Source organism: Nocardia sp. NPDC051030, from assembly GCF_040683015.1.
Lineage (GTDB): Bacteria > Actinomycetota > Actinomycetes > Mycobacteriales > Mycobacteriaceae > Nocardia.
Map to the genome: position 1 here is coordinate 150,113 of NZ_JBFBCD010000006.1, position 26,482 is coordinate 176,594.

The window sequence follows — 26,482 nt, forward strand, 5'->3', positions numbered from 1 at the left end:
AGCGAAGTCAGTGCGTCACCAGCCGCCAATCCTCGGGCAGGTTGGTGGCGGTCACCCGATCGCCCTCGATGATCAGGTCGATGACATGCCCGCCGAGCCGCAGATCGGTGAGTTCCACTCGCCCCCACCGTGCGGGCAGATGCGGCAGCACCGTCAGCGTCCGCCGCGGCACATCCGGTTCGAGCCCCAGGAACGACCGCACCAGCAGCAGCGGTGCCGCGCTCGCCCACGCCTGCGGTGAGCACGAGGTGGGGTAGGGGACCGGCGCGGAGAACTTGGAACGCGGGAAACCACAGAACAATTCGGGCAATCGCCCGCCGAACGCACCCGCCGCGTCCAGCAGGCCCTCGGCCAGTCGGGTGGCCAGTTCGATCGCCCCGGGGATATGCCGGTAGCGCAGCAGCCCGGCCACGCCGATGGCCGTATCGTGCGGCCACACCGAACCATTGTGGTAGCTCATCGGGTTGTACGCGCCCATAGTGGAAGCCAGTGTGCGCAAACCGAATCCGGTATCCATATCCGAGGAACCCAGCCGGTCGATCACCTCGGCGGCATGTTCGTCGGTCACGATTCCGGACCACAGGCAGTGCCCGATATTGCTGGTCAAGGCGTCGAGTCGCCGCTTATTGCCATCCAAGGCGACCGCGAACCACCCCTTTTCGGGCAGCCAGAAGGCCTCCGCGAATTTGGTCCGCATCTCCGCGGCCCGATCCCGCAGATGCCCGGCGGTCATGGGATCGCCGAACTCCTCGGCTAATTCGGCACGGGCCAGCAGGGCGGCGTACACGTACCCCTGCACCTCGCACAGCGCGATCGGTGGTTCCGGCAGATGCCCGGCGGCGTCATTGATGCCGTCGAAGCTGTCCTTCCAGCCCTGATTGATGAGCCCGCGATCGGTGGCGCGCCGGTATTCGACGAAGCCGTCGCCGTCGCGATCGCCGTAGTCGGCCATCCAGGCCAGCGCGGCATCGGCGGCGGGCAGCAGCGCCTGCACCGACTCGGTATCCGCACCCCATCGTCGGGCCTGCGCCAGCAGCATCACGAAGAGCGGTGTGGCGTCGATCGTCCCGTAGTACGTCTCACCGCCCAGCACCTGACCGCTGGCCGGTCCGCGCCGCATTTCGTGCATGATGCGGCCCGGCTCCTCCTCGGTCATCGGATCGATGTGCTGTCCCTGCATCTCCGCCAATTGCTGCATGGTGCCCACCGCCAGCCGCACATCCAGCGGCAGGGCCATCCATGCGGTTAGTAGGCTGTCCCGGCCGAAGAGCGTCATGAACCACGGCGCACCGGCCGCCACGAACGGTCGTCCGCCGCGCGCATCGTCGTGAATCTGCAAGGCCCCCAGGTCGCTTTCGGTGCGTTCGAGCACCCACGCGAGCAGCGGGTCGGCGGCGGTGATGTTGGTGGCGGTATCGCGCCAGGCCGCGATCTTGCGGCTCGGTGCGCTGTAGTCGTAATGCTCTCCCGGCCGCAGCGGCGAGTGAATGGGCTGGCTGCCGATGGTCGGCAGGGCCAGGACTTCGGTCTGCCAGCTGCCACCGGCGGGCACCACCACCCGCCAGGACAGCGAACCCGGCAGCACCACCGGGGTTTCCGAGGAGGACACCGCCAATCCCCGGGCCCGGTCGGAGCGGTCGTTGAGCAGCAGCTCCACATCCGCCACCAGCATCTCGGCGCGGGCATTGCCGCTGCGCCCCTCCTTGACCGCGAACAGGTCCACGAAGTCCGCGTCGACCTGCAATTGCAGGTCCAGCGCGGTGGTTTCGCGGCCCAGATTCTCCACCGTGATGGTTTCCCGCAGGCCGTCCGAGATCAATCGCTCGCGGGTGATGAGAACACTGCTGTCTGCTGCGCCGGCCCGGGGAGGCCGGCGCAGTATGAACCGGGCGATGAACGCCTCCGGACTCAATACCGACAGCGGCTCCGGCCGCTGCCCGTCCAAACGCAGCTCCCACCGGGACAGCACGCGCGCGTCCCGGTAGAACAATCCGTATGGCGTGCCCGGCTCGACATCGCCGAGCCGGTCCGACAGGCAGAATGTGCTGCCCTCCACCAGCGTGATCGCACCGCCGCCGCCACCGATGTGGGACGGCTCGCCGGCGTTGAGAGCGGACGGAGCCTCATCGTTCATGCAGATCCTTCCTCCGTGGTGCCCGTCTCCGGCGTGTTGCCGGGCTCAGCGATGGGCACGGAACCTGTGGGATGACATGTCGTACCCGTTCCCGCGACGGGACTACCGCTCGGCGCCGGCGCGGGGTTCAGGGCAGAACCGGTATCCGGCACCGTTTTACGGCCCGGCGTGCGGCCGCCTCCGGTCAAGAGGGGTGGATCGGCCGCGAGGTCGGCCACCGCCTCGGCGAGGGGACCCGTCGGTGGTCGGCGGCGCGCGGCGGGCCTGCTGGTCACCGCGGTGGCGGGCGCGCGACCCGGGCCGGTGCCCGCGGCGCGTGGCGGCAGGGCCGGTTGGTGCGACGGTGCCCCGGGCCAGCTGTGGATCGTGACGCGTGCGCCGCGCCGCGGTCGTTCGGCCGCCGTGTGGGCACGGACCGCCCGGCGGTAGATCTCCTCATAGCCGCGCCCCAGGGTGTCCGCACCGAAGTGCGCGATCACGTGATCCCGCATGGCCTGCGGGTCGTAGGACTCGACTTCCTTCATCGCCATCGGCAATTCGGCCGGATCATCACAGATGCGGCCGGTGACCCCATCCACGATCACCTCGGACACGGCTCCGCCGCGCAGCGCCACCACCGGCGTGCCGCACACCATCGCCTCGATCATGACCATGCCGAAGGGTTCCTCCCAGCGCACCGGGAACAGCAGGCAGCGCGCCCCGGCGAGCAGTTCTCGTTTGGCTGCGGCATCGGCCATCCCGAACATGTGATCGCGTTCGGTGAGCAATGGCCGGACCGCACTGTCGAAATACGCGAGCTCGGGTGGTTCGGCGCATTTGCCCGCCAGGATCAGCGGAATATCGCGGGCATGCGCGGCCTCGAGCGCCAGATGCGGCGCCTTGTCCTCGGTGAACCGGCCCAGGAACAGAGCGTAATCCTGCTTCTCCGGCTGGAAGGGCCAATCCGGCACACGCAGCGCATTGTGCACGCGGCCCACCCAGTTCAGGTCGGGTGCGAGCGAGCGCTGCCGGTCGCTGATGGCCACCAGGTGGGCGTCCTCGCCGAGCTCGCTGTAGTAGATGTACGGGTCGCCGTTCACCGGGCCGTGCACGGTGACCACCATGGGCAGCCCGAGTTCGCGGTAGACCGGCATATTGAGCGGTCCGGCGAAGGTGTGATCGTGCACCAGGTCCAGGCCGTCGGTCTGCGTCAGCCGCTCCAGTGCGCGGCGAACCTTCAAGGCGTGCAGCACCTCCGGGAACGGGTCGCCGAGGCGACTGGCCTGAATCTCGTCCCACACCGAGATCAGCTTGCCCTTGGTCCCGTTCTCGCCCGCCCCGATCAGTGTGACCTCATGCCCTCGATCCACCAGTGCGTCAACGAGATCCGCGACGACCGCTTCGACGCCGCCGTAGGCCTTGGGCGGAATATCGAAATAGGGTGGCACCACCATGGCGATGCGAAGTTTCTCGCGCTCCACCGTGGGGTACTCGTAGGCGATGACTGCCGGGCCGGGCGTCGGGGATTCCGCGCTCATGACCGCTCCTTCCAGAACACAACCGCATACGCCCGAATGAGGCGGGCGCTCTTCTAGACGGCCGTGGTCGGCGGAAAGATCGAAAACGACTGTGTCGCGGTGGATTCACCCGGCTCAGCAATTAACGACGTCGACCAGTGTGATCGACGTCGATGACACTTCCGAGGCGCGTCGTCGCGCTCGGGCGGCCATTGGGTGATTTCCACAATATCGCTGGAGATAACAGAAAATGCGCGGATCGGCAGTGTTCGGGGGTTCATTCGGACAAAGTTCAGCGCTTGGGCGGTGTGCGGTCATTTCGTGGCCGCCGAATGAGAACACGTTCGTTCGTGCAGGGAAATTCGCACGCCGAATCAAGCTGCGGCGTAGTCCATATCGTCATCGCCACCCGAATTGATCAGACCGATCAGTTCGGTTGCGGTGGGAACCGAGGCGACCTCGGCGGTTTCGGCCTGAGCGAAGACCAGCCAGCCATCGGCCGTCCACTGCCCACGCGTACCGGTACGAACCAGACGGCCGGGGCCGAACGGATCGGCGATGCTGAAGCCCGCCGCCGCATCGGTCAATTCGACGGCCATGGCCGCGCCGCCGAGGTAGACATCACCGGTCTCGCCCGGCACGACCAGACGCAGCGACTCGTCCAGGACCAGCAGGCGCGCGCCCGGAATGGGTCGCACCCGCCCCGATCCATCGAGGGGCCCGCGCGCGGCGACGCCCGCGTATTCGACTGTGCCATAGGCGAATCCGGCGCAGGAACCCGGAGAAAGCTCGCGCAGCAGGCCGGAAAGCGCCGCCGGGCAGTGAGTTCCGAGGACATCCCAGCGGCGCACGCTCGGCAGTGCGGGCACCGCGGGCAGCTCCGTCAGTCCGGCGAGGGTTCCGGCCGCGGCCATCACGTGGCTGGCGGCCGTCTCGGCGACGAGTTCGGCCAGTGCGCTCGAATCCATGCGCTGGGCCGCGGTGGCCAGCACCAGGGTCGCGCCGTCGGCGAGTGTGGCGAGGAGTTCGACCGCGGCGTCGGTGCAGTCCCAGTGCGTGCCGAGCAGACGCACATCGGCGGAACCATAGGCGCGATCGATATGACAGCTGCGCAGGTCGGCGGCGACGGCGCGGCGATCGTCGGCAGCCGCGGCCACCGCGTCGGGGGTCAGGCCTGTGCCCTCGGGGCCGAGCTCGGCCAGCATCGCGCCGGTGTGCGCGGCGGCGGCGATATCGCTGAGCAAGCGGGCCAGATCATCGAGCGTGGGTCCGGCCGTGCCGATGGATCCGCCGTCGAGGCGTTCATAGAGTTCGGCGTAGGTGAGGATGTGCCCACCGCAGCGGACGGCGGTGCGCACGGACGGCACACGCCGACCACATTCGATCAGGTCGGAAACCGAGGGGACGTCGTAGAGTTCGACGCCATTGGCCCATTCGTCCGCGAGCCGCTGCCGCTCGACGGTGGACAAGCACTCGGACACCGCACGCTCCATCGTTCCAAATCCAGGGCCTACAACTTAAGCAACCCTAACCTAATCCATCGAGGACACAATAGGCAGGCCTATCGGGGCTCGAACCGGCAACGGCAATGGGCAAGCCCGCTCAATATTAGGCTAGGCTCACCTTCTGCTCGGCCGGATGGGATCGGGCGTTCCTGACCAAGGAGGGTCAACGATGAAGTCGGTCCGCAGCTCACGCGGCTGGACCCGGGCGGCCATCGCCGTCGTCACGGGCGCGCTCACACTCGGTCTGGTGGCCTGCGGCGGCAAGTCCGAGGACTCCGCCGGTAGCGGCGAACCCGTCACCGTCTCGCACGCGCGGGGCGATACCACCGTCACCGGTACCCCCGAACGCATTGTCGCCCTGGGCAATCAGTGGCTCGACACCGCGCAGGCGCTGGGCGTCACCCCGGTCGGGTACATCGACAATATCGCCGTCCTCAGCAAGACCGCGCCGCCGTGGGAGCCGAAGGCGTTGTCCTCGGCCAAGTCCCTCGACACCACCGGCAATCTCGCCGAACAGGTCGCGGCACTGAACCCGGACCTGATCCTCGTCGATTCGTTCCTGGCCGATGCCAAGACCTACGGCGACCTGTCCAAAGTCGCGCCGACCATTCCCGGCCTCGGCAAAGAAGCCATCACGCCGTGGCCCGACCTGGTGCGCACGCTCGGCAAGGTGCTGCACAAGGATTCGGACGCCGACAAGCTGGTCACCGACCTGAACGCCCGCATCGACGGCATCGGGCAGCGCAATCCCGGGTTGAAGACCAAGACCTTCATCAGCAGCTGGCTGGCCGGACCCGCCCAGCTCATGGTTCTCACCGACCCCAATGACGGTTCCAGCCGCCTGTTCACTCAGCTCGGCATGACCATCCCCAAGCACCTCACCGAACAGGGCGGTTCGGGCGGACGCCTCGCCTTGTCCCCGGAGCGGCTCGACGAACTCGACTCCGACCTGCTGCTGGCCGGTTACTCGCCCGGCATGGACGAAAAGTACCGGCAGCTACCGGGATACAACGACCTCCCCGCGGTCAAGAAGAACTCCATCGTCTTCCTGACCACCCAGGAGATCAGCGCCATCAACCAGCCCACCCCGCTGGCCCTGCCGTACCTGCTGGACAAGATCGAACCGGCCCTGGTCAACGCGGCGAAGTAATGTCGACCCCGCTTGCACACACCCGCTACGCCCTGCGCACGGGTGTCACCTGCCTGACCGTCCCCGGCGGCGCGATCCTGCTCAACCCGCCGCACAAAGAGAAGCTCACGGGCCTCGGCGCGCCCGAGACGCAGGCATTGAAAACGCTCAACCGAGGCCCCTCGACCCTGCTCGAGATGACCGGCGGCGCAGCCGAACCCAACGGTGTCACCACCCTCCTGGATCGGCTGTCCGCAGGCGGCTGGCTCGCCACCACGGTCCGCGACGGTGCCCGTGACCTCTACACAGTGAGCCCCTTCTCCACCCCGCCCGCCCGCACCGCAACCCCGGCGGCCAAGGCTACGCTGTCGAAATTCACGATCATTCACCGTGATTCGGACGGCCTCGTGCTCGAGCACCCCACCTCCTGGTGCGACCTCCGCATCCACGACCCGCGCCTCCTGGCCCTGGCCGCCGGAGCCGACCCGGCCGAACTCGGCCTGCCAGCGGATATTTCGACCCAACTGGCGGCAGACCTGCACTGGGCCGGTTTCACGGTTGCCGACCCGGCCACCGAGGACACCACCTTCACCACCCGCAGCTGGAGCGCCCCCGACCTCTGGTTCCACCGTCGCAGCACCCTCGGCCCCCGCGTAATCACCTGGGACCACTTCGGCCCCACCCAATGGGCGGCCCCCGACTTCCCCCAACTCCCGGCCCGCAGACCCGACTACCCGTCCGCCCCCATCGCCCTCCCGGTCCCGGACCTCTCGACCCTGCGCGCAACCGACCCCACACTCACCGCGGTAATCGAAGACCGCCACTCCACCAGGTCTTTCGACGACACGACCCCGATAACCCTGGCCCAACTGAGCGAACTCCTCTACCGCACGGCCCGCACCCGCTCGGTCGAATCCACCCCCGACGGCACCGAACGCCCGTCCCGCCCCTACCCCTCCGGCGGCAGCGTCCACGAACTCGAGCTCTACCCCGTAGTCCGCCATGTCGCAGGCCTCGCCCCCGGCATGTACCACTACGACTCCTTCGACCACGCCCTCCGTCTGGTCGCCCCCGCGGATTCCCCCGCAGTGCAACGCCTCGTGAAGACGACCTCCGCCACCCTCACGGAAGCAGCCGAACCCCAACTGGTCCTGCTGATCTCGGCAAGGGCAGGCCGAGCCATGTGGTCCTACGAACAGGTCGCCTACGCCAACACCCTCAAACACGTAGGCGTCCTCCTCCAAACCCTCTACCTATCAGCCACCGCCATGAACCTCGGCGCGGTAGCCCAAGGCTTCAGCGACACCGCCGCCTTCACCACCGCCACCGGCGTCAACGAGCTAGAAGAATGCAACGTAGGCAGCATCATCATCGGCACCCCCGCAGCGCCGCGCTGATCCTCCCGCTGCCGGTTATCGGCTGGGTAAGCTCCTGGTATGACGATCCAGCCAGTGGATTCGCTTCCGCACACGATGACCGAGGAGCAGTACCGTCTGCTGCCCGAGGATCTCGCGCGAGAGATCGAAATCGTGCACGGCCACGTGATCGTCTGCGAATCACCCACCCCGGAGCACAACCGGGTTGCACGTCGTCTGGCGAGCGCTCTGGAGGAATTGCCGACCACTGAACCCTGCATCCGGGTGGACACCGATATCGACGTGGTCCTGTGGCGCATCCCCAAGTACACATTCCGCCGACCGGACGTGATCGTCTACCGCTGCCTGGAGGAACGAGGCGCGAAACCGGAAGCCGGCGATGCCCTGATCGTGGTCGAGGTGTCGTCTCCCTCCACTGCCGAGGAAGATCTGCTCGACAAAAAGGCCCAATACGCCCGAGTCGGCATCCCGCTGTACTTGGTCGTAGTGCTCAACGCGAAGTACGAGATCGATGAGGTGCTCGAATTTCGGCTCGACGCCTATGCCCGCGAATATCGCTTGCACCGTCCCCATCGCGGACCCTTCCTCCGCTTGGAGCACATCATCATCGGCGATGTCGCTCTCGCGGACCTCATTCGCTGATCTGTCGGAGTCGGCTGGGAAGATCGCGGGTATGGCGGCTAGTGGGGATGAGGTTCGGGCGGTGGCGGTTTCGCTGCCCGGGGTGCAGGAGCGGTTCGAGTGGGAGATGCCTACGTTTCGGGTGGCGGGGAAGTTGTTTTTGACGTTGCCGGAGGGGGAGACGTCGATGGCTGTGCGGTGTCCGATCGCCGATCGGGATGAGTTGGTTTTGGCGGAGCCGGAGAAGTTCTGGGTGGCTGCGCATGAGGCGGGCGGGGCTTGGGTTCGGGTGCGGCTGGGGATGCTCGATGATTTGGATGAGCTTGCGGCGATTGTGGAGGATTCGTGGCGGCAGGCCGCGTCCAGGCAATTGTTGGAGGAACGGGCTGCCGCCGACGTCGAGTGAACCGGTGCCGAAGTCAGTGGGCGGCCAGGAACTTTCCGATCTGGTCGGTGGCCGCGGCGGCTTCGGGGGTGCCGAGCATGAGGGGGTAGACGTGGGGGAGGCCTTCGCCGACCTCGAGGGTGACATCGACTCCGGCGGCGGCTGCGGATTCGGCGAAGCGCTCGGAATCGCTGAGGAGGAGTTCTGCGGAGCCGACCTGGATGAGCAGCGGCGGTAGGCCGGTCAGATCGGCGAACAGCGGGGAGACGGCGGGCAGAGTGGGGTCCGCGCCGTTGAGGTAGTCGGCGCCGATGCCGTGCAGCATGTCCGGCGTGAAGATGGGATCCTCGCCTTCGCGGTCGGTGACCGACTGCCCGGAGAAGGTCAGGTCGACCGTCGGGGACAGCAGCACGGCCGCCGCGGGCTGATCCTCACCATTGTCGCGCAGGAACAGCATGAGCGTGACCAGGAGTCCGCCGCCTGCCGAATCACCCGCCACCACAATGTTCTTCGCCGGAATTTCCTGGTCGGCACGTAGCCAGCGCCACACGGCCTGGACATCATCGACACCGGCGGGGAACGGGTTTTCCGGGGCCAGACGGTATTCCGGGAACAGCACCCGCCGCCCGGTGACCCGGCCGAGCCGCGCCGCCAGTTCACCGTGACTGTTCAGCGATCCCACCGCGAACCCGCCGCCGTGTACGTACAGCAGCACGCGGGCGGAATCGGTGCCGGGGGCATCGACCCAGTACGAGGGCACTCCGGCGGCCGAAACCTCGGTCACCTCGACATCGACGGGCATCGAATGCGGCTGTCCCGCAGGCGCGAATCCGGCCCGGATCACGTCCAATGGCGGTGGCGTTCCACCGGTCGCCCGGGCCGCCCGCTGCTCCAGGAAAATAGTGAACACGTCCTGCATCTCGGGACTGGGCATGGTCTTCTCCTCGGGCTGTTCGATGTCGTTCGCCCCGGCACAACCGCACCGGTCCACCTGCTATTCCCCGTGTTCAGAGGGTTATGCGGGCGTCGGGCGCGAGGTAGAGCTTGTCGCCTTCCTTGACGCCGAACGCCTGATAGAACTCGGGAACGTGGCGGACCACCTCGTTGACCCGGAATTCGGTGGGGGAGTGGGTGTCCGAGGCGAGCTGGGCGGCGAGTAGTTCGGGGCGGGTCTTGCGCCGCCAGGCTCGGGCATAGGCGAGGAAGAGCGGGGCGTAGTCGGGATGGTCCACGCCGAGCCGCATTTGGGCGCGCCGGTAGGCGGCGACGGCGGCGGTCAGGCCGCGGATATCGGCGGAGTTCTCGCCGACGGTGCGTGCGCCGTCGACATGGTTGGGCGGGTCCACGCCCTCCGGCACCAGGCCGTCGTAGCGGCTGACCACGACCTGCATGCGCCGCTCGAATTCGACCCGGTCCACCGCCGTCCACCAGTCGCGCAGAGTGTTGTCGGCGTCGTAGTGCGAGCCCTGATCGTCGAAGGCGTGCCCGATCTCGTGGCCGATGGTCGCGCCGATCGCGCCGTAATTGCAGGCCGCTGCGGCATGCGGATCGAAGAACGGCGGCTGCAAGATACCGGCGGGCAGTTCGAAGGCATTGGGGTGGTACATGGCCTCCACGGTGTGCGCGTGCAGCCGCCACTCCGAGGCGCGCACCGGCGTGCCGATCTGGGCGAAGCCCTGCTGCCATTGGAATCGCAGCGACGCCCGAATGCTGGTGACCAGCTGCCCCTTCGTGATGGTGAGCCCGGAATAGTCCTGCCAGGTCTCGGGATAACCCACCCCGACGGCCATGCGGTCCAGTTTCGCCAGCGCGGTGGCCCTGGTGTCCGGAGACATCCACATGGCCTCCCGCAGCCGGATCCGGTACACCTCCACGATATCGGTGACCATCTCCTCGACCCGCTGCTTGATCAGATCCGAAAAGTGTTTGGCCACAAACCATTTACTCAGCACATCGCCGAAATGCTGCTCGGCCAGATAGAACGCGATATCGCGGCGCGCCGGGCGCTCGGTGAGCCCCATGCGGACGGCCGCGAAGGCGAAATCGGCATCGGCGAACGCGCTGCTCAGCAGCCCCGCGTATTCGCGCACCACGCCGAGCTTCAAGTACTCCCGCCAGATCGCGATATCGGTCTGCTCCCACAACTGTGCCGCGGCGGTGAAATACGACGGCTGCCCGACGATGACGGTCCCGAACTGCGACTCGGTGCCGCCCAGTCCGGCCAGCCACGCATCCCACTCGAATCCCGGTGCGAGAGTGGCCAGCTCACGCCATGCAAAGCGGTTGTAGGTGGCCTCGACATCCCGCAGCCGCGCATCCTCCCAATGCTCGGCCGCGATCCGCGTCTCCAACGCCACCACCCGCTGCGCCATCCCGGCCGGGTCGGTGAATCCGGCCGTGGTAGCCAGGCTTTCCAGCTCCGTGCGATAGGCGTCGAGCTGCTTGCCGAAGTTCGGCGTCCGATAGACGCTGTACGCCAATGCGATTCCGGCCTGTCCCAGCAAGACCGCATGAGTCCCGGCATTGCGCGAATCGGGGAGCACCAGCACCTCGAACAGACTGCACGGATCCAGCGCCGCACGCCGCTGCAACTGCACCGTCACCGCGCCCATGACCCGGGCCAGCTCGAATTTCGTTGCGGCCCGGTCGATATCATTCAACAGATCCCGGATCGGCTCCAGGCCGAGCCGCTCGATGGCGTCCAGATCGAGCGCAGCGTCGTACAGGTCTCGCAGCTTCTGCTCATCCGATCCGGCCACCGGATCATGGATGCCCTCGATGTACTCCCGCAGCCATTGCGTGTTCCGGTCCTCGACCGCGGCTCCGGTCCCGTACCAGCTCTTGTCCGCCGGAAGCTCATACTCCTTCAGCCACGCGCCGTTCACGTGCCGGTACAAGTCGTCCTGCGCCCGTACTCCCGCATCCGCGCCGGACATATCCGGCCCGGCCACCACCGCCCCGCCGCTGTTCGAACTCGAACATCCCGGCAGCAGTACCGCCGCGGCCGGAGCCGCCACCAGCGCAGTCAGGAACGCCCGTCGATTCATCAAGATCCCCTCCCCGTCAACGTGGGAAGGGGATCACCCGATGCGGCTGCCGCGCAACCTATTTACGCCCAGCCGAATCGGTCAGAAGGAGACGCGCTGATCCTCGGGCAGGAACATCTTGTCGCCGTCCTTCACCTCGAAGGTGGCGTAGAACTCCGGCTGATTGCGCGGCGTCTGATTGGCCCGGCATTCGCCCGGCGAGTGCGAGTCATTGGCCAGGAGATTCTCGGTGTACTCCTTGGTCGACTTGGTGCGCCAATTGCGGCCCCACGATTCGAACATGGGCTTGTAGTCCGGCTTATCGATATTGTCGCGCTTCTGCGCGATCCGGAATGCGGCCAAAGCCATTTGCAGACCGCGATTGTCGGCCACATTCTCGCCGAGGGTGAGCTCGCCGTCCACATGCTGCCCGGGGTCCACGCCCTCGGGTGCGAGCGCATTGTACTGCTCGACCAGCTTCTTGGTGCGGGCGTTGAACTTGTCCCGGTCCTCGGTGCTCCACCAGTCCTTGAGATTGCCGTCGCCGTCGTACTTGGAGCCCTGATCGTCGAAGCCGTGCCCGATCTCGTGCCCGATGACCGCGCCGCCCGCACCGTAGTTGACGGCCACCTCGGCCTTGGGATCGAAGAACGGCGGCTGCAGGAAGGCGGCCGGGAAGACGATCTCATTATTGACGGGCGTGTAGTAGGCGTTCACCGTCTGCGGCGTCATGCCCCACTCGGACTTGTCGACCGGCTTGCCCAGCTCGTTGAACATCTTCTTCGAGCCGAAAGTATTGACCGCGCGCAGGGATTCGATGAGCTTGCCGCGAGTGATCTTGATCCCGGAGTAGTCCTCCCACTTGTCCGGGTAGCCGATCTTGACGCCCATCTTGTCCAGCTTGGCCAGCGCCGCATCGCGAGTGGGCTGCGACATCCAGGAGGAGTTGGTGAAATTATCCTTGTACGCCGCGACCAGGTCGGCCACCATCTCGAGGGCGCGCTTCTTGGCCTCGGCCGGGAAGTGCTTGTCCACGTAAAGCTTTCCGAGCTGCTCTCCCAGTGCGTCATTGACGGTGGAGACGGCCGACTTCCAGCGTTCGGGCCGCTGATCGAGCCCGTTCATCACGGTGCCGAAGAACTCGAAGTTGGCGTCGGCGAGCACCTTCGGCAGATAGCGCGCGTTATCGCGGACCAGGTACAGCTTCAGGTAGTCCTTCCACACCCCGAGATCCACGTCATGCCACAGGTTTCCGGCATGCGTGATGTACGAGGGCTCGCCGACGATCACCGTGGCGAACAGGTCCTTCGACCGATCGGTATTCCCGGAAAGCCAAGGATCCCAATCGAATTGCGGTGCGAGGGCGACCATGTCGTTCCACGACATCTTGTTGTAGGTCGCCTCGGTATTGCGCAGCTTGACGCTGTCCCAGAACCCGCTCGCGATCTTGGTCTCCAGATCCAGCACCCGCCCCGCCATGGCGGTCGGATCGGTGAACCCCGCGCCCGCGGCGATCTTCTCCAGGAAGGTCTTGTACCCCGCGAGCTTGTCGGCCAGTTCCGGCTTGCGGTAGTACTTCTCGCTCAACCCGATTCCGGACTGCCCGACCGAGGCGATCGTCGCGCTGGAGTTCTTGCGATCCGCGCCGACGCCCAGCCCGATCAGCCCGCTGATGGGCAGCTGGGCCATCACCTTCGCCAATTCCGACTTGCTCGAGGCCTTGTCGATGAGCGTGAACTCATCCTGCAACGGCGTCATGCCCAGCTTCTCGATCTCATCGACATTCAGGCGCGCGTCGTACAGATCCCGGATCTGCTGTTCGGCGGTCCCGTCCTTGGGATCCTTGATCCCGTCGATGATCTCCTTGAGCTGCCCCTCGACCCGATCACCCACCTCGTCGAAGGTGCCGAAGGACACCTTGTCCGGCGGTAGCTGATAGTCCTTGAGCCACTTGCCATTGACGTACCGGTAGAGGTCGTCCTGCGGGCGGATCGCCGGATCCGAGCCCGACATGTCGGGGCCCTGCAGGGGCGTGGTCACCGAGGTGCCCGTGGTCTCGTCCTTGGTGCAGGACGCCAACCAGGCTGCCGTCGGTACCAGGCCGAGGGCGATCAGAAATCGGCGGCGGTCGAGACCGACCGGACGTCCGGTGGGTGTCACAGGCTTTCCTCTCCCCGAAGAGCTGCGTGGGCGCGATACCGACGCGAGGCTACCGGTACGGCAACGATCGCGTCGGTACCTGTGAAACGGGACCAGGCCCGCTGGCGGGTCAAATGGGCTGAGCCCGCTGGCGGGTCAGAAGATGACGCGCTGATCCTGCGGCAGGAACATCCTGTCCGATTCCTTCACCCCGTACGTGGTGTAGAACTCGGGCAGATTGCGCACCACCTGATCGGCCCGGAATTCGGCGGGCGAATGCGGATCCTCGGAGATCTGCATTTCGATCGACTCCTTGGTCGACTTATTGCGCCAGGTCCGCGCCCACGCCTCGAACATCGGTGTGTAGTCCGGCTTCTCGACGCCGTGCCGCTGCTCGGCAATGGCGTAGGCGGCCAGGGCCATCTGCAAACCGTGAATATCGGCCACGTTCTCGCCCACGGTGAGCGCGCCGTTCACATGCTGCTCGGGTGTGAGCCCCTCGGGCACCAGCTTGTCGTACTGCGCGATGACCTTGTCGGTGCGCTCCTTGAACGCCGCGCGATCCGCGGGCGTCCACCAGTCGTGCAGATTGCCGTCGCCGTCGTACTGCGAGCCCTGATCGTCGAAGCCGTGCCCGATCTCATGCCCGATGACCGCGCCGACCGCCGCATAGTTCACCGCCGGTAGCGCGTTCGGATCGAAGAACGGCGGCTGCAGGAACGCGGCGGGGAAGACGATCTCATTGTTGACCGGGTTGTAGTAGGCGTTCACCGTCTGCGGTGACATGCCCCATTCGGTCCGGTCGACGGGCTTGCCCAGCTTGGCGAAATTGCGCGCACTCTCGAATCGGTCGGCCGCCAGCACGGATTGGAGCAGCTTCCCGCGGGTGATCTTCAGCCCCGAGTAGTCCTGCCACTTGTCCGGGTAGCCGATCTTGGTGTCGATCTTCTCCAACTTGGCCAGCGCCGCATCCCGGGTGGGCTTGGACATCCAGGTCGAATTGCGGAAGTCGTCGCGGTAGGCGGCCATCAGATCGGCCACCATCTCGAGCGCCCGCTTCTTGGCCTCGGGCGGGAAATGCTTGTCCACGTACAGTTTTCCGAGCTGTTCGCCCACCACGCCGGTGACCACGCCCAGGCCGTCGCGCCACCGTTCGCGCGCCTTCTCCATGCCTTGCAGGTCCTTGTTGAAGAAGTCGAACCAGGCGTCGTAGATGTTCTTGGGCAGGTATTGCGCATAGTGGTTGACCACCGACAGCTTCAGGTATTCGCGCCAGACGCCGATCTCCACGTCCTGCCACAGCCCGCCTGCATGCGTGAGATAGGACGGCTGCTCGACAATGACGGAGTCGAACAGCTGGTGCGGCCGGTCGGTGCTGCCGGACAGCCACTGATTCCATTCGAATTGCGGTGCCAGCGCGGTCATTTCGTCCCACCGCAGCTTGTTGTAGGTGGCTTGCGGGTCGCGCATCTTCACGTTGTCCCAGAAGCCCGCGGCCATCCGGGTTTCCAGATCCAGCACCCGGTTCGCCATTCCGCCCGGGTCGGAGAAACCGGCGGCGGTCGCGATGCGCTCCAGGTAGCCGCGGTACCCGGACACCTTGTCGGCGTACTCGGGCTTGCGGAAGTACTGCTCGGGCAGCCCGATACCGGTCTGCCCGATCGAGGCGATGGTCGCGGTCGACTTCTTGGAGTCATTGGCGACGTACATGCCGAACAGCGCACCGACCGGCAGCCCGCCCATCACCTTGGCCAGTTCCGGCTTGCCGGGTGCGGCGTCGATCTGGGCGAACAGCTCGGAAAGCGGTGTCATGCCCAGCTTTTCGATGGTGCCGGTGTCCATCCAGGCGTCGTACAGATCGTGGATCTGCTGGCCCGCACTGCCCGGTTCGGGATCGCTGATCCCGTCCACGATGGCGCGCAGTTGGTCCTCGACGCGGTCATTGACCTCGTCGAAGGTGCCGAACGAGACCTTGTCCGAGGGCAGTTGGTAGTCGCGCAGCCAGGTGCCGTTGACGCTGCGGTAGAGGTCGTCCTGCGGGCGGATGGCCGGATCGACTCCGGACAGATCGGGTCCGGTCAATGACTTCGGCGTGCTGGCGGCATCGTCCTTACTGCAAGACGCGAGCCAGGCGGCGGCCGGAGCCAGGCCGAGGGCGATGAGAATGGTGCGGCGGGACGGGCGGTTGTCGGCGGGACGGCCGGACGAGGTCACGCGGTTCCTCTCCTTATAGCTACAAATTTGCTAGAGGATGGTTCCGTTTCGAGGTTACTCGAGATCCCGGTCCGTGTCGGCGGTCGTAACATCCGCCACACCAGCCCCTTCAGTACCAGCTCTCGGACCCGATTTGGGGTCGACCTGCGGTTTGGCTACACTTGAGCGGTTGTCTGCGGGCTCTATGCCCGCGCTCCGGCCGCGAACCCCCAGTGGCAGGTCCCCCGGGATCGGCAAAACCGCTGGCAGGCGCGCGTGCCGCGTTCCCTTGGGAAGGCGTTCCGGAGGACAACTGACCATGCCCGTCGGGTCGGCAATCCGGCGTGCATATCGTCCAGGTCTTAGGAGGAGCTGAAGTGATTCAGCAGGAGTCGCGACTGCGCGTCGCCGACAACACGGGTGCCAAGGAGATTCTCTGCATCCGCGTTCTCGGTGGTTCGTCGCGTCGCTATGCCGGTATCGGCGACATCATCGTCGCTACCGTTAAGGACGCCATCCCCGGTGGCAATGTGAAGAAGGGCGAGGTCGTCAAGGCCGTCGTCGTTCGCACCACCAAGGAGCGTCGCCGTCCGGATGGCTCGTACATCCGTTTCGACGAGAACGCCGCGGTGCTGATCAAGCCGGATCACGATCCGCGCGGCACCCGCATCTTCGGCCCGGTCGGCCGTGAGCTGCGCGAGAAGAAGTTCATGAAGATCGTTTCTCTGGCTCCGGAGGTGCTCTGACTTATGAAGGTGCACAAGGGCGATACCGTGATCGTCGTTTCCGGTAAGGACAAGGGCGCGAAGGGCAAGGTCATTCAGGCCTTCCCCGCGACCGGCAAGGTCCTGGTCGAGGGCGTGAACCGGATCAAGAAGCACGTCGCGAACTCCGCGAACCAGCGTGGCGCCAGCTCGGGCGGCATCGTCACTCAGGAAGCCGCTATCCAGGCTTCCAACGTGATGGTCGTCGACTCCGACGGCAAGCCGACTCGCGTGGGCTACCGCACCGATGAGAACGGCAAGCGCGTTCGCATCTCCCGTCGTAACGGGAAGGACATCTGAGATGACTTCTACCGAGAACAAGGTCCAGCCCCGGCTGAAGACTCGCTACCGCGAGGAAATCAAGCCCGCGCTGAACACCGAATTCAGCTACGCCAACGTGATGCAGATCCCGGGCGTCGTCAAGGTCGTCGTGAACATGGGTGTCGGCGACGCCGCCCGTGACGCGAAGCTGATCAACGGTGCCGTCGCGGACCTCACCCTGATCACCGGTCAGAAGCCGGAGATCCGCAAGGCGACCAAGTCCATCGCGCAGTTCAAGCTCCGCGAGGGCATGCCGATCGGCGCGAAGGTCACCCTTCGTGGCGACCGCATGTGGGAGTTCCTGGATCGCCTGATCTCCATCGCGCTGCCGCGTATCCGCGACTTCCGCGGCCTGTCGCCGAAGCAGTTCGACGGCCACGGCAACTACACCTTCGGTCTCTCGGAGCAGTCGATGTTCCACGAGATCGACGTGGATCGCATCGATCGTCCGCGCGGTATGGACATCACCGTGGTCACCACGGCGACCAACAACGAGGAAGGCCGCGCCCTCCTCAAGCACCTCGGCTTCCCGTTCAAGGAGAACTGAGCACATGGCTAAGAAAGCCCTCGTAAACAAGGCCAACGCGAAGCCGAAGTTCGCCGTCCGCGCCTACACCCGCTGCCAGCGTTGCGGTCGCCCGCACGCCGTCTACCGCAAGTTCGGCCTGTGCCGTATCTGCCTGCGCGAGATGGCCCACCGCGGCGAGCTCCCGGGCGTGCACAAGTCGTCCTGGTGAGCTGACCAGCCTCGCGCTGATCAACTGAACCCCCGAAGGCCCCTTCCGAGATTCGTCTCGGAAGGGGCCTTCGGCCTTCCCCGTAACGATGAGCTACTGCAATATTCGACGCCGACGGGATACCGTGAGGTTCGGGGCGACGTTCGCGAGTCCATGAGGTGAAGCCAATGGTCAAGCTGCTGATCGAAGTTGATGACGAAGTGCTCGCCGAAGCGCAGCGGGTGCTGGGCACCGCCACTGAAACCGACACCGTGAACGCCGCACTCATCGAGGTCGCGAAGCGGATCAAGCGCGCCGAAGCCCTCGTCGAACTAGTCGAGATGGGGGAGCAGGGTGACTTCGACATCCTGTTGAGGAAGGGCAACTACCGCCTGTGACCGGTCAACCCACCCAATGGATTTCGACGCCGGGCTCAGTCTCCTGACGCCTGTGCTTGCAGCTCGACTGGGCCCAAAGGTCCCTGCCCGGACTCGTCTCGGTGTGTCGGATGGTTGCCGCTGACTATCGGCGGTCGGGCGAGGGGGCCAGCGGCACTGTTCGGAGGGGTTGGCCGCCGTCGATGAAGAGTTGGCCGGATGGCTTCAGGGCCGCGGTGATTCGCTTGATTGCTTGTGCACCGATCGTCGGGTGGCGGCCGTCGAGTGCGCCGACCCGGATGGCGAAGGCAAGGTCGAAGGGCGGCTCGCTGGGCTGTAGGACGAAGTCTTCGATGGCTATGTGACGCACGCTCATTCGGCCGGACGCGATTTCGGCGGCGCAGCTCGCCTCTGCTTGCGAGATCGCCTTCGTGGACCGGTCGATGGCGAGGATGTGCCCGGTGGTGAGTCGGGCCGCGACGGCTCGTGCGGCCGCGCCTGGACCGCAACCGATCTCGAGCACGCGTAGCTGCGGTTCGAGTGGCAGGGCGTCGACGATCGCGGACAACCGCGGTGACAGACCACCGGTCATGAAATCAGCCTAAATTGGTTGTCGCAACGCCGGACAAGTACCGTGACGGTTCGTCGGAAATGGGTGGTTATGGGGAGGGTTTCGAATGCGGTGGGTAGTGGCGGTTTCGGCGCTGCTGTTGGCGTTGTTCACGAGCGGGTGCGGGCTGATCGGCGGGTCGTCGAATGGTGTGCAGCAGGGCGACTGCTTGAAGAAGGCCGGTGAGGACAGCTTCGACACGGTGTCCTGTTCCGCGTCCGACGCCGGGTTTGTCGTGCTCGACCGTGCCGGATCCGGCACGGCGCACGACAAGTGCGTAGATGTCGCGGGCACCGAATACGTCTACTACGACAAGGGCGACGGCGCGGTGTGCGTCGGTATCAAGGGCGCCGATGTCGCCCACGCGGTGAACACCGCGCAAAAGGGCGAATGCGTCACCGACACCGCGGTCAATGATGTCCGAAAAGCCAACTGCGCTGACCCCACCGCGATCTACCGCGTCCTGGACCGCTTGGACACAACAGGCTTCATGTCGGATGCGGCCTGCAAGAGCGTCGCAGGCACCCAAACCACCTACAGCTACGTCCTCAAGTCGAAGAGCGGCATCGGCTCCCTGGGCACCGGCGTCGTATTCTGCTTGATAGCAAAGGATTCCGACCCCACCCGCACCATCGACAACGCCAAAATCGGCGACTGCCTGAAGAAAAAGGGCTCGGATAGCGTAGAAATCACCGCCTGCACGAGCCCCGACGCAAAATACAAAATCCTGTCCTCGGTCCTCGACGAATCCCTCTGCGACCGCGTAGCAGGCTCAATCGCCACCTACACCTACCAACCCGCAGGCGGCCTGACCTTCCCCAAATCCTTCTGCCTAGCCGCAGCCTGACCGCACACCCCACCCACCCACGCACACCGATCTGAAACCCCAACTCCCCGGCACATCCTGGCACCGCGTGGTCGGAATCCGCACGACCATGCACTGGCTGAGGGGCTTCCTGGGTTTTGCCCCAGCCATTGCATGCTCGTCACTCCAGCCGACATTTCACACCACATGCGTGATGCGGGTTGGAGTGGGCTCCTCCCAGTCTTGTGAGCTAGCGGTTGGTGAGGGATTCGGGGGCGATGGTGCAGGCATGTCCATCAGTTCCGCATACACCCGGTTGGCTTCGACAGCGGCCTGGTCCCTGGCATTCTGATGACACTGCGAGATTGCCTTCGCCAGTCGGCTACCGTCGACCGTCATCGCAGCCGGTGAAATCTGCAGATCGGTGATGGTTCCGTAGGCGTCGGTTTCGACGACAACCGCGCCACCTGACGTTTGGGCGCGGCCTCGAACCTGCGCGACCGCACTCACGATGCGTTCATTGCGTGCAGCGATCGGATCACTGTTCATTGGAGCTTCCTGTTGTGACGTCGAGCAGAACGGTAAGCCACCGTGGTAGGCAGCTGAGCGAGGGCCCGCCATCAAATTTCGCGGTACTCCTCCCGGGGGAGTCCCATGGCCTCGCGCTTCTGTTGTCGAGATTCGAATAGGCGTTTGCCCTCGATTCTCAGTTCCAATGTAATTTCATGCGCGCGCCATGCCCAATCCAAAAAGCTCTCTGCCAGCGTTTGAATTCGATCTGGATTTCGCTCGACATAGCAATAAACATTTGGCTGGTGATTTTCGAAGAAGAATACTTGGTAACCCTGATGATGAGCGAAGAAGAAGCGGTTCTCCAACGTCAACGTTTCGCCTGTATCGCCAGCAATATCCTCTGCGGCCACAACTGCATCCAGGGGTTCGGGGAAGAATACAGACGTGCCTCGGAAGAGCCTCCCGGCCTTCCTGCCCATGACTTGAAGAAAGGCGAGGTATTCATCGGGAAGCGGGATCGGTGATTTCTGTGCCACTTGCTGAATCTCACTGACCGTGCAACCGATGATGCTCGCCTGATCAGCCAATTCAGAGTCCAGCAGCGCGGTGCGCAGCCGAAGGGCCTTCTCCAGAGCGGCGTCGCTAGGGGGGTTTTGGAACGCTGTAGGTGACATTCAGTTCCACTCCTGGATACTTGTTCTCGAATTGTTTGATAACGGAGTCGCAGGCTGGGCAAGGCTCGCTTTCCGTGTAAAGTTCTATCTTGCCCGTCGACTTTGGATTCAGTTTAGCTGCGAGATTTTCGAGAATCTTATACTCTGAATCAGTCGGGCGGACTTCGACACCAGTATCGCTGCGTGGGGTGAAGATTGGATTCTTAGGCTCGCCCAGAGTTCCCGCTGGTGGCGGATCCTCACCGCTTATCGCACGCAGACTCTGGGATGAAACATACTGCCCGTCGATTTCACCTTCAGCCACTGCGACATTCTTCTTGACCTTGGCTTGGTTGCCACTCTTTGCGAGGAAATCGCGAACATCCTGGGCGGCCTGCTCGCCGTTGAAGTCTGTGACTGTGTCGGAATCTCGGTAGGGTTTTGGTTGTATGGGTTCGCCGATGGGTCGGGTATTGGCGTCGAATCGGGTGGGTTTGGCGTCCAGGAGTGGCTGCAAGTTGCCGGTCAGGCGTCCGGCGGCGATGGCCGTTCCAGCCAGCGCGGCGTTCTTGGCGGTTACCACTTCGGACAGCGCATCGATGATCGTCACCACTCGCGTGGCTGTAGCTTCGCCTCGTAGCCCCGCTGCTAATGCCGCGCCGCCAGCAGTGCCTTCGGGACCGATGACCGATGAAATCACCGCCGTGACCCCAACCGTGAGGACGAGTTCGGCCAGGGCCTTCTCGATTTCGTGATGGGCGGTGGTAAGTGCCTTGGAGTAGTCCCAGCAGGCGGTGGACAGGATTTCGCAGTGGTTTGCGATGTTCGTGATATCGCCGATGACGAGATCGATCTGGGTCAGGATCTGCGGGACTTCGTCGGATACCTGTTGATCGACGATTTCGCGGGCATCTCGGAGTCCTTGAACCACAGCGTTGAGTCCGTCTTTGGCGGTTGTCCACGCGCTGGTGAGATTGTCGAGCCCGTCTTGGTGGCCGTTGGGCCACACCTTGCCTTGGAGCCATCGAGTGATCAGTCCCCAACCCAGCGGTGCATCACTGTCGCGCCCGACGTTACCGCGTTGAACGCGGCCGAGTCGTAGCCGTTGGCGAAGCTCTGGCCAGTGTTATCGGTTCCGGCGCAACCCCAATTGTCGTCGAGGGACTTGGCCAAGGCGGTGATCACTTCGGTCACCGATTTGTGTGCTGTACCGAAAGTTGTTGCAGCGGAATTGAAGGCAGCTGGTTGCACGCTGATTGTGGCGGTCGGAGTCATGCCGGCCACATCTTCTGGTTGGTTGACACCACGTCGGAGTAGACGGTCCGCGCCTGATCGGTGCCGGTGCGCAGATCTTGGAGCGCCTGATGTAGATCGCGAGCGGCAGCCACCCAGCGCGTGTGAGCGGCCGAGTGCGCGTCGGCGGCCAACCCGGACCACTCCACATGCAGGGCATTGATCCGCTTCTCGATATCGTCGAGTCGCGTTTCGACCGTTGTCTCGATTTGCGCGGCTCGGTCGATCAGTCGCTGCATCTCGGTGAGGTCGGTGCGATATTCATCGGGATCCGCGCTCATCAGGCCAATCCCTCCGCCGCCGCATCCAACCGCCCTGCGGACCCGGAATCGGTGGACCGGAAGGTTATCGCGCCACTGCGTAAAGCCGCCGCGTCATCAGCCAAGGCGCCTACAAGGTTGCGCGCGGCTACTGCCCACTCGTCCCACGCCGTCTGGTGGGTATCGGCGGCGCTGCCTCGCCATTTGTCCATCAGCGACTGAACATCGCCGATGAGCTTCTCGACGTCGTTGTGGAAATCTTGCGCGGTGGTCCGCACCCAATCGGCTACCGACAGCATGTCGTCGATATCGGCGCTGAGACGCTCCCCGCTGCTCCCCGTCATGCCAGCCATTATGGGTGACCGCCTCGAGCCCCAGTCATCCGGCAACCCGTGAGTAAGGTCACCAGACGACCTGGACTCACGAGTTTCTCCATGTGCGTTGATGCTGGTCTCAGGCGAAGCGGTTGCCTTTGGTGGCGAGGGCGGCTCGGCCTCGTGGGGTGATGCGCCAGCGGCCTCGGGGTTGGGTGGGGAGGATCAGGCCGCGGGATTCGAGTTGGGCGAGGGCGTTTCGGGTGCGCCAGCTGGTTAGGGCGGAGGTGCGCTGGACTTGGGTGGCGGTCAAGGTCACGTTGGGGTGGAGGGCGGTCAGGACGGCCACTTCGGCGGGGTTCATGCTGCGAACTCCCTTCGGGCTCGGTGGCGGCCGGAGGAGTGTTCTCCCGTGTAGGGGACGTCGAGGTGGCCGCCGTTGAGGAGGGGGAGTCGGAGCGGGCCGGTGTCGTGCGGGTGGCTGTCGCGGTAGAAGTCCAAGCAGGATCGTGCGATTACGGTGAGGCACAGTGCCGTGATTGAAAGCAGTGCCCATGTGTCCCAGGACATTACGGACTCCTTGCGTTATAGCTTGCTGCGACTGGTCGGTAGAAATCCACTGTGGCGCAGCCGAAACGCCGCCAAGAGGGAATTCTCGACCTACGCTGGAATTCCAGTACGGACCGTTCCACTAAGCGTTCGCCCAGATAGTGAGGCTAATAAAATGGCTGGTTCCACTATTCCTCGTAGAGCTTTCGGCCGGTTCCTTCGTGGGCTTCGGGAGCGGGCGGGGGTGACCCTGCTGACCGCCGGGCTGGAGATCGACACATCGAAGCAGACGATCCTTCGACTGGAGGATGGTCAACCGACCAAAGTGTCTACTCCGCAACTAAAATCGCTACTGGACCTCTACAAGGTCCGTGCGGTGGATCGGGCGGAGGCGCTCGAGCTGTGGGAGGACGTCAAACAGCAGGCCAAGGCTGCCAAACTGCAAGGCATCGCGAAGGGTTGGTGGCAGGCGTACAGCGATCAGTACGCCCCGCACTTCGATCACTATCTCCGGCTCGAGGCATCGGCGGACCGCCTGACAACTCACCAGCTCGTGCTGGTGCACGGGCTAGTGCAGACTCCGCGATACCGCCGGGCAATCATCGAGGCCACCCACCCTGACCTGGCGTCGGTCGATGTGGACCGTCGGCTCGAGTTGGCCGCGCGTCGTCAAGAACGACTGGCCGACAGCGGGTTCAGTCTGGAGATTCTGATATCGGAGGCGGTGCTGCGGCATCAAGTAGGTGGGCATGCGGTGATGGCTGAGCAGTTGCGTCACCTCGTGGATGTCGATGCGAGGGAAAACGTTTCGATCCGGGTGGTGCCGTTCAGTGCAAGCACGCATGCCGGTCTGATATCCCAATCGTTCACCTTGCTCGAGTTTCCGCCGCTCGCAATACGTTTGGTTGAACCACCAGTTGTCTACATGGAGGGTTCCGAAGGAGCGCTCTATCTGGAACAGGACCGGATGATCGGCCGATTTCGCCAGTCGGCCGAGGGCCTCCGCCAGGTAGCGTTGAATCAGCAGGACACCAGAGACATGGTGTCGGCGGTGGCGAAGGAGTACGAAGCGTGATCATCGACCAGTCGGCCGCAAGCTGGTTCAAGTCCTCCAAGTCCGCGAATGCGTCCGAGTGCGTCGAGATCGCATTCCTCGGTGACTCCGCAAACAACGTCGGGATCCGTGACTCCAAGAACCCCGGTGGTCCAGCGCTGATGTTCTCTGGAGACCAGTGGGACTGCTTCCTATCCAGCGGTATCTGGCAGCGCTGAGCGACTCGCCGGGGGCGGGTTTCCTGATCCGGGGATGGAATGCGGGCGTTCCTTCGATACTGGGGCGATGACGCAATCGGGTGAATTCGCGGCAAATGTGAGTTCGGTGGGCGGGCTGCGGGTGTTGGTGGTGGGGGCGGGGATCGCGGGATTGGCGGCGGCGCAGTCCCTTCGGCGGCTCGGGCACGAGGTGACGGTGGTCGAGGCTCGGGATCGGATCGGCGGGCGGATCTGGACCGATGACGACGGGGTGGATCTGGGAGCGCATTGGATTCACGGGACCGAGGGAAATCCGCTGACCGAGCTGGTGGAGCGGCTCGAGTTGCCGTGCGGATACGTCGGGGGTGACAGTTCGTACACCGGTGGCTTCGACAGTTTGACGCTGTTCGGGCCGGATGGGCTGCCCGCGCCGGTGACCTTGAAGAATCGCACGCTCGAATTGGCCGATGCGGTGTTGCATGAGTTGGAGTTGCGGGCCGAACTGGCGCGTAGGCATGGTGATCCCGATGTCTCGCTGGCCGAGGTCATCGATGCGATTCTGGCCGAGGGCAGCTATCCGCCTGCCGATGAGCAATCCATTCGCTATCACCTCAATGTGATTCTGCGCGAAGACGTCGGCGAGGATCCGGGCCGCTTGTCCTTCAAATACTGGGAGGAGGGCTATCGCGTCTACGGGTATGGGGACAGCGTGCTGGCGGGCGGATATCACTCGCTGGTGCAGACCCTCGCGGCCGATCTCACCATCGAGACCGGTGTCGTGGTCCAGGGCATCGCGTACGGCGATCCCACTCGCCCGGTGCGTGTCACCACCTCCGCCGGTGTCGTCGAAGCCGACAAAGTGCTGGTCACTGTTCCGCTGGGAGTGCTCAAGGCCGGTGAGCCGCGATTCGATCCACCGCTTCCGGAACTCAAACGCCAGGCCGTGGACCGCCTCGGTTTCGGCACTCTCAATAAGATCGCCTTGCACTATGACCACCGCTTCTGGCCCGCCGAGCAATACGTCTTCGGTTACCTGTGCCGCGAGACCGACAGCTATCCCACCGTCGTGATCAGCATGTGGAAGTCGCACGCCAAGCCGATTCTGGTGCTGTTGCTGGGCGCTTCACTCGGCCGCACCATGGAATCCTGGTCCGACACCGAAGTCCGCGACTACGCGACCACGGTGGTGAGCGATATCTTCGGCACGAATGTGCCGGAGCCGCAGAAGATTTCCCGCACAGCCTGGTCCACGGACCCGCATGCGCGCGGCTCCTACGCCTGTATCGGCGTGGACGCCTCTCCGCGTGACCTCGATACCCTGGCCGAACCCGTCGCTGACCGAGTCTTCTTCGCGGGCGAGGCCACCAACAGCTACCACTGGGGCTGCGTGCACAGCGCGTATGAATCGGGTCTGCGCGAGGCCGCCCGAATCGCGGGTGACCCCTCCCTCTACAACCCGCCCGCCACCGAAACTCCTCGCCGCCAGCGTCGCGATATCGACCGCATGAAGCGTTTCGCGCGAATGCGCATGAGCCACTTGTCTTTTGAATCCCTCCGCGAGCGCACCGCTTGTCTGGCGGCGGGCACCGACCCCTTCGGTGTCCGCTTGTTCGCTCCCCTCGTCGCCACCGACCTGGAAACCCTGGCCTCGATGTTCGACGAAATCGCTTACGCCCCAGGCGACCTCATCTGCCGAGAGGAAGACCCAGCCCACGGCATCTACGTAATAGCCGACGGCGACGTGGAGGTCGACTTCGGCGGCGTCTACGAGGGCGCACTCATGTCCCGCGGCGCAGTCCTCGGCGGCCACGACATCTTCTACGACGCCCGCACCACCACAATCACCGCCACCACCCCCGTCCGCCTCTACTACCTGGACCACTACCGCTACAAAACATTCCTCTACGCCTTCCCCGACGTAATGATGATGATGCTCTCCGACCTCATCACCCGCTGGGAACAACTCGAAGACGTCCTGGACGCCGCCACCCTCAACGGTGCTCTTCGCATCCTGCAAAAACGCCGCGCCGAGCCCTGAACCGCCGAGCCAAC

General features: G+C 64.7%; 27 protein-coding genes and 1 pseudogene. 13 read left to right on the forward strand and 15 right to left on the reverse strand.

Features of this window, described 5'->3' with window-relative positions:
- Window positions 1-7: 7 nt before the first annotated feature.
- The 3 genes and pseudogenes from AB0N05_RS21530 to AB0N05_RS21540 form a co-directional block, all read right to left on the reverse strand.
- Window positions 8-2,134, reverse strand: a complete 2,127-nt coding sequence (locus AB0N05_RS21530; RefSeq protein WP_364696911.1) for a glycogen debranching N-terminal domain-containing protein — start codon at window positions 2,132-2,134, stop codon at window positions 8-10.
- A gap of 410 nt (window positions 2,135-2,544) precedes the next feature.
- Window positions 2,545-3,567, reverse strand: a pseudogene (locus AB0N05_RS21535) (glycosyltransferase family 4 protein); the annotation flags it as partial.
- A gap of 437 nt (window positions 3,568-4,004) precedes the next feature.
- A complete protein-coding gene (locus AB0N05_RS21540; RefSeq protein WP_364696914.1) occupies window positions 4,005-5,111 on the reverse strand; it encodes an AMP-binding protein in 1,107 nt (368 codons plus the stop codon).
- Between the two features lie 193 nt (window positions 5,112-5,304).
- Here AB0N05_RS21540 and AB0N05_RS21545 point away from each other — a divergent pair, with 193 nt between their 5' ends.
- From AB0N05_RS21545 to AB0N05_RS21560, 4 genes are read left to right on the forward strand one after another with little or no spacing between them, the layout of a single operon-like run.
- Window positions 5,305-6,285, forward strand: coding sequence for an ABC transporter substrate-binding protein (locus AB0N05_RS21545; RefSeq protein WP_364696917.1), 981 nt, complete (start codon window positions 5,305-5,307; stop codon window positions 6,283-6,285).
- Window positions 6,285-7,661: a SagB family peptide dehydrogenase gene (locus AB0N05_RS21550; protein ID WP_364696920.1), complete on the forward strand. Its 1,377-nt coding sequence runs from the start codon at window positions 6,285-6,287 to the stop codon at window positions 7,659-7,661. Before AB0N05_RS21545 ends, AB0N05_RS21550 begins: the two co-directional genes overlap by 1 nt.
- A 39-nt stretch (window positions 7,662-7,700) precedes the next feature.
- On the forward strand, window positions 7,701-8,282 hold the full coding sequence (locus AB0N05_RS21555; protein ID WP_364696923.1) for a Uma2 family endonuclease: 582 nt from the start codon (window positions 7,701-7,703) through the stop codon (window positions 8,280-8,282).
- Between the two features lie 31 nt (window positions 8,283-8,313).
- On the forward strand, window positions 8,314-8,667 hold the full coding sequence (locus tag AB0N05_RS21560; protein WP_364696926.1) for an MmcQ/YjbR family DNA-binding protein: 354 nt from the start codon (window positions 8,314-8,316) through the stop codon (window positions 8,665-8,667).
- 13 nt (window positions 8,668-8,680) lie between these two features.
- Here AB0N05_RS21560 and AB0N05_RS21565 read toward each other — a convergent pair whose 3' ends face one another.
- The 4 genes from AB0N05_RS21565 to AB0N05_RS21580 all read right to left on the reverse strand — a co-directional run bounded on the left by AB0N05_RS21565 (window position 8,681) and on the right by AB0N05_RS21580 (window position 16,025).
- Window positions 8,681-9,580, reverse strand: a complete 900-nt coding sequence (locus AB0N05_RS21565) for an alpha/beta hydrolase (RefSeq protein WP_364696929.1) — start codon at window positions 9,578-9,580, stop codon at window positions 8,681-8,683.
- 73 nt (window positions 9,581-9,653) lie between these two features.
- Window positions 9,654-11,693 (reverse strand): M13 family metallopeptidase, encoded by a 2,040-nt coding sequence (locus tag AB0N05_RS21570; RefSeq protein ID WP_364696931.1) that lies wholly within the window; start codon window positions 11,691-11,693, stop codon window positions 9,654-9,656.
- Between the two features lie 81 nt (window positions 11,694-11,774).
- Window positions 11,775-13,832: a M13 family metallopeptidase gene (locus tag AB0N05_RS21575; protein ID WP_364696934.1), complete on the reverse strand. Its 2,058-nt coding sequence runs from the start codon at window positions 13,830-13,832 to the stop codon at window positions 11,775-11,777.
- A 135-nt stretch (window positions 13,833-13,967) separates the two neighbouring features.
- Window positions 13,968-16,025 carry a M13 family metallopeptidase gene (locus tag AB0N05_RS21580; RefSeq protein ID WP_364696937.1) on the reverse strand — a complete coding sequence of 686 codons (2,058 nt, stop codon included), beginning with the start codon at window positions 16,023-16,025 and terminating at the stop codon, window positions 13,968-13,970.
- A gap of 356 nt (window positions 16,026-16,381) precedes the next feature.
- Here AB0N05_RS21580 and rplN point away from each other — a divergent pair, with 356 nt between their 5' ends.
- The 5 genes from rplN (at window position 16,382) to AB0N05_RS21605 (ending at window position 18,203) form a co-directional block, all read left to right on the forward strand.
- Entirely contained in the window at window positions 16,382-16,750 is a 369-nt protein-coding gene (gene rplN / locus AB0N05_RS21585) for a 50S ribosomal protein L14 (protein WP_297622674.1), read from the forward strand.
- 3 nt (window positions 16,751-16,753) lie between these two features.
- Window positions 16,754-17,068, forward strand: coding sequence for a 50S ribosomal protein L24 (gene rplX / locus AB0N05_RS21590; RefSeq protein WP_153808457.1), 315 nt, complete (start codon window positions 16,754-16,756; stop codon window positions 17,066-17,068).
- A 1-nt stretch (window position 17,069) separates the two neighbouring features.
- On the forward strand, window positions 17,070-17,636 hold the full coding sequence (gene rplE / locus AB0N05_RS21595) for a 50S ribosomal protein L5 (protein ID WP_364696940.1): 567 nt from the start codon (window positions 17,070-17,072) through the stop codon (window positions 17,634-17,636).
- Between the two features lie 4 nt (window positions 17,637-17,640).
- Window positions 17,641-17,826, forward strand: a complete 186-nt coding sequence (locus AB0N05_RS21600) for a type Z 30S ribosomal protein S14 (RefSeq protein WP_067695781.1) — start codon at window positions 17,641-17,643, stop codon at window positions 17,824-17,826.
- Between the two features lie 167 nt (window positions 17,827-17,993).
- Window positions 17,994-18,203, forward strand: a complete 210-nt coding sequence (locus AB0N05_RS21605; RefSeq protein WP_364696944.1) for a type II toxin-antitoxin system VapB family antitoxin — start codon at window positions 17,994-17,996, stop codon at window positions 18,201-18,203.
- Window positions 18,204-18,327: 124 nt separating this feature from the next.
- Here AB0N05_RS21605 and AB0N05_RS21610 read toward each other — a convergent pair whose 3' ends face one another.
- Window positions 18,328-18,774, reverse strand: coding sequence for a methyltransferase domain-containing protein (locus AB0N05_RS21610; protein WP_364696947.1), 447 nt, complete (start codon window positions 18,772-18,774; stop codon window positions 18,328-18,330).
- Between the two features lie 85 nt (window positions 18,775-18,859).
- Between AB0N05_RS21610 and AB0N05_RS21615 the strand changes: the two genes are divergently transcribed.
- Window positions 18,860-19,639: a hypothetical protein gene (locus tag AB0N05_RS21615; protein ID WP_364696950.1), complete on the forward strand. Its 780-nt coding sequence runs from the start codon at window positions 18,860-18,862 to the stop codon at window positions 19,637-19,639.
- A gap of 156 nt (window positions 19,640-19,795) precedes the next feature.
- Here the strand turns inward: AB0N05_RS21615 and AB0N05_RS21620 are convergent, their stop codons facing one another.
- The 7 genes from AB0N05_RS21620 to AB0N05_RS21650 all read right to left on the reverse strand — a co-directional run bounded on the left by AB0N05_RS21620 (window position 19,796) and on the right by AB0N05_RS21650 (window position 22,994).
- A complete protein-coding gene (locus AB0N05_RS21620; RefSeq protein WP_364696953.1) occupies window positions 19,796-20,146 on the reverse strand; it encodes a YbaB/EbfC family nucleoid-associated protein in 351 nt (116 codons plus the stop codon).
- A gap of 71 nt (window positions 20,147-20,217) precedes the next feature.
- Complete coding sequence (locus AB0N05_RS21625) at window positions 20,218-20,784, reverse strand: SMI1/KNR4 family protein (RefSeq protein WP_364696955.1); 567 nt, start codon at window positions 20,782-20,784, stop codon at window positions 20,218-20,220.
- A complete protein-coding gene (locus AB0N05_RS21630) occupies window positions 20,753-21,694 on the reverse strand; it encodes a deaminase domain-containing protein (RefSeq protein WP_364696958.1) in 942 nt (313 codons plus the stop codon). Before AB0N05_RS21630 ends, AB0N05_RS21625 begins: the two co-directional genes overlap by 32 nt.
- A 101-nt stretch (window positions 21,695-21,795) precedes the next feature.
- Window positions 21,796-22,038 carry a hypothetical protein gene (locus AB0N05_RS21635; RefSeq protein ID WP_364696961.1) on the reverse strand — a complete coding sequence of 81 codons (243 nt, stop codon included), beginning with the start codon at window positions 22,036-22,038 and terminating at the stop codon, window positions 21,796-21,798.
- The gene (locus tag AB0N05_RS21640) at window positions 22,035-22,337 is read right to left on the reverse strand and encodes a WXG100 family type VII secretion target (protein ID WP_364696963.1); all 303 of its coding nucleotides are present in this window, start codon (window positions 22,335-22,337) and stop codon (window positions 22,035-22,037) included. Before AB0N05_RS21640 ends, AB0N05_RS21635 begins: the two co-directional genes overlap by 4 nt.
- Window positions 22,337-22,660, reverse strand: a complete 324-nt coding sequence (locus AB0N05_RS21645; RefSeq protein ID WP_364696965.1) for a WXG100 family type VII secretion target — start codon at window positions 22,658-22,660, stop codon at window positions 22,337-22,339. Before AB0N05_RS21645 ends, AB0N05_RS21640 begins: the two co-directional genes overlap by 1 nt.
- A 109-nt stretch (window positions 22,661-22,769) precedes the next feature.
- Complete coding sequence (locus AB0N05_RS21650) at window positions 22,770-22,994, reverse strand: hypothetical protein (protein ID WP_364696968.1); 225 nt, start codon at window positions 22,992-22,994, stop codon at window positions 22,770-22,772.
- Window positions 22,995-23,354: 360 nt separating this feature from the next.
- Here AB0N05_RS21650 and AB0N05_RS21655 point away from each other — a divergent pair, with 360 nt between their 5' ends.
- The 3 genes from AB0N05_RS21655 (at window position 23,355) to AB0N05_RS21665 (ending at window position 26,468) form a co-directional block, all read left to right on the forward strand.
- Window positions 23,355-24,254 (forward strand): helix-turn-helix transcriptional regulator, encoded by a 900-nt coding sequence (locus tag AB0N05_RS21655; RefSeq protein ID WP_364696971.1) that lies wholly within the window; start codon window positions 23,355-23,357, stop codon window positions 24,252-24,254.
- Window positions 24,251-24,451 (forward strand): DUF397 domain-containing protein, encoded by a 201-nt coding sequence (locus AB0N05_RS21660; protein WP_364696974.1) that lies wholly within the window; start codon window positions 24,251-24,253, stop codon window positions 24,449-24,451. The genes AB0N05_RS21655 and AB0N05_RS21660 overlap by 4 nt, the downstream gene beginning before the upstream one ends.
- A gap of 67 nt (window positions 24,452-24,518) precedes the next feature.
- Window positions 24,519-26,468, forward strand: a complete 1,950-nt coding sequence (locus tag AB0N05_RS21665) for an FAD-dependent oxidoreductase (RefSeq protein ID WP_364696977.1) — start codon at window positions 24,519-24,521, stop codon at window positions 26,466-26,468.
- Window positions 26,469-26,482 lie beyond the last annotated feature (14 nt).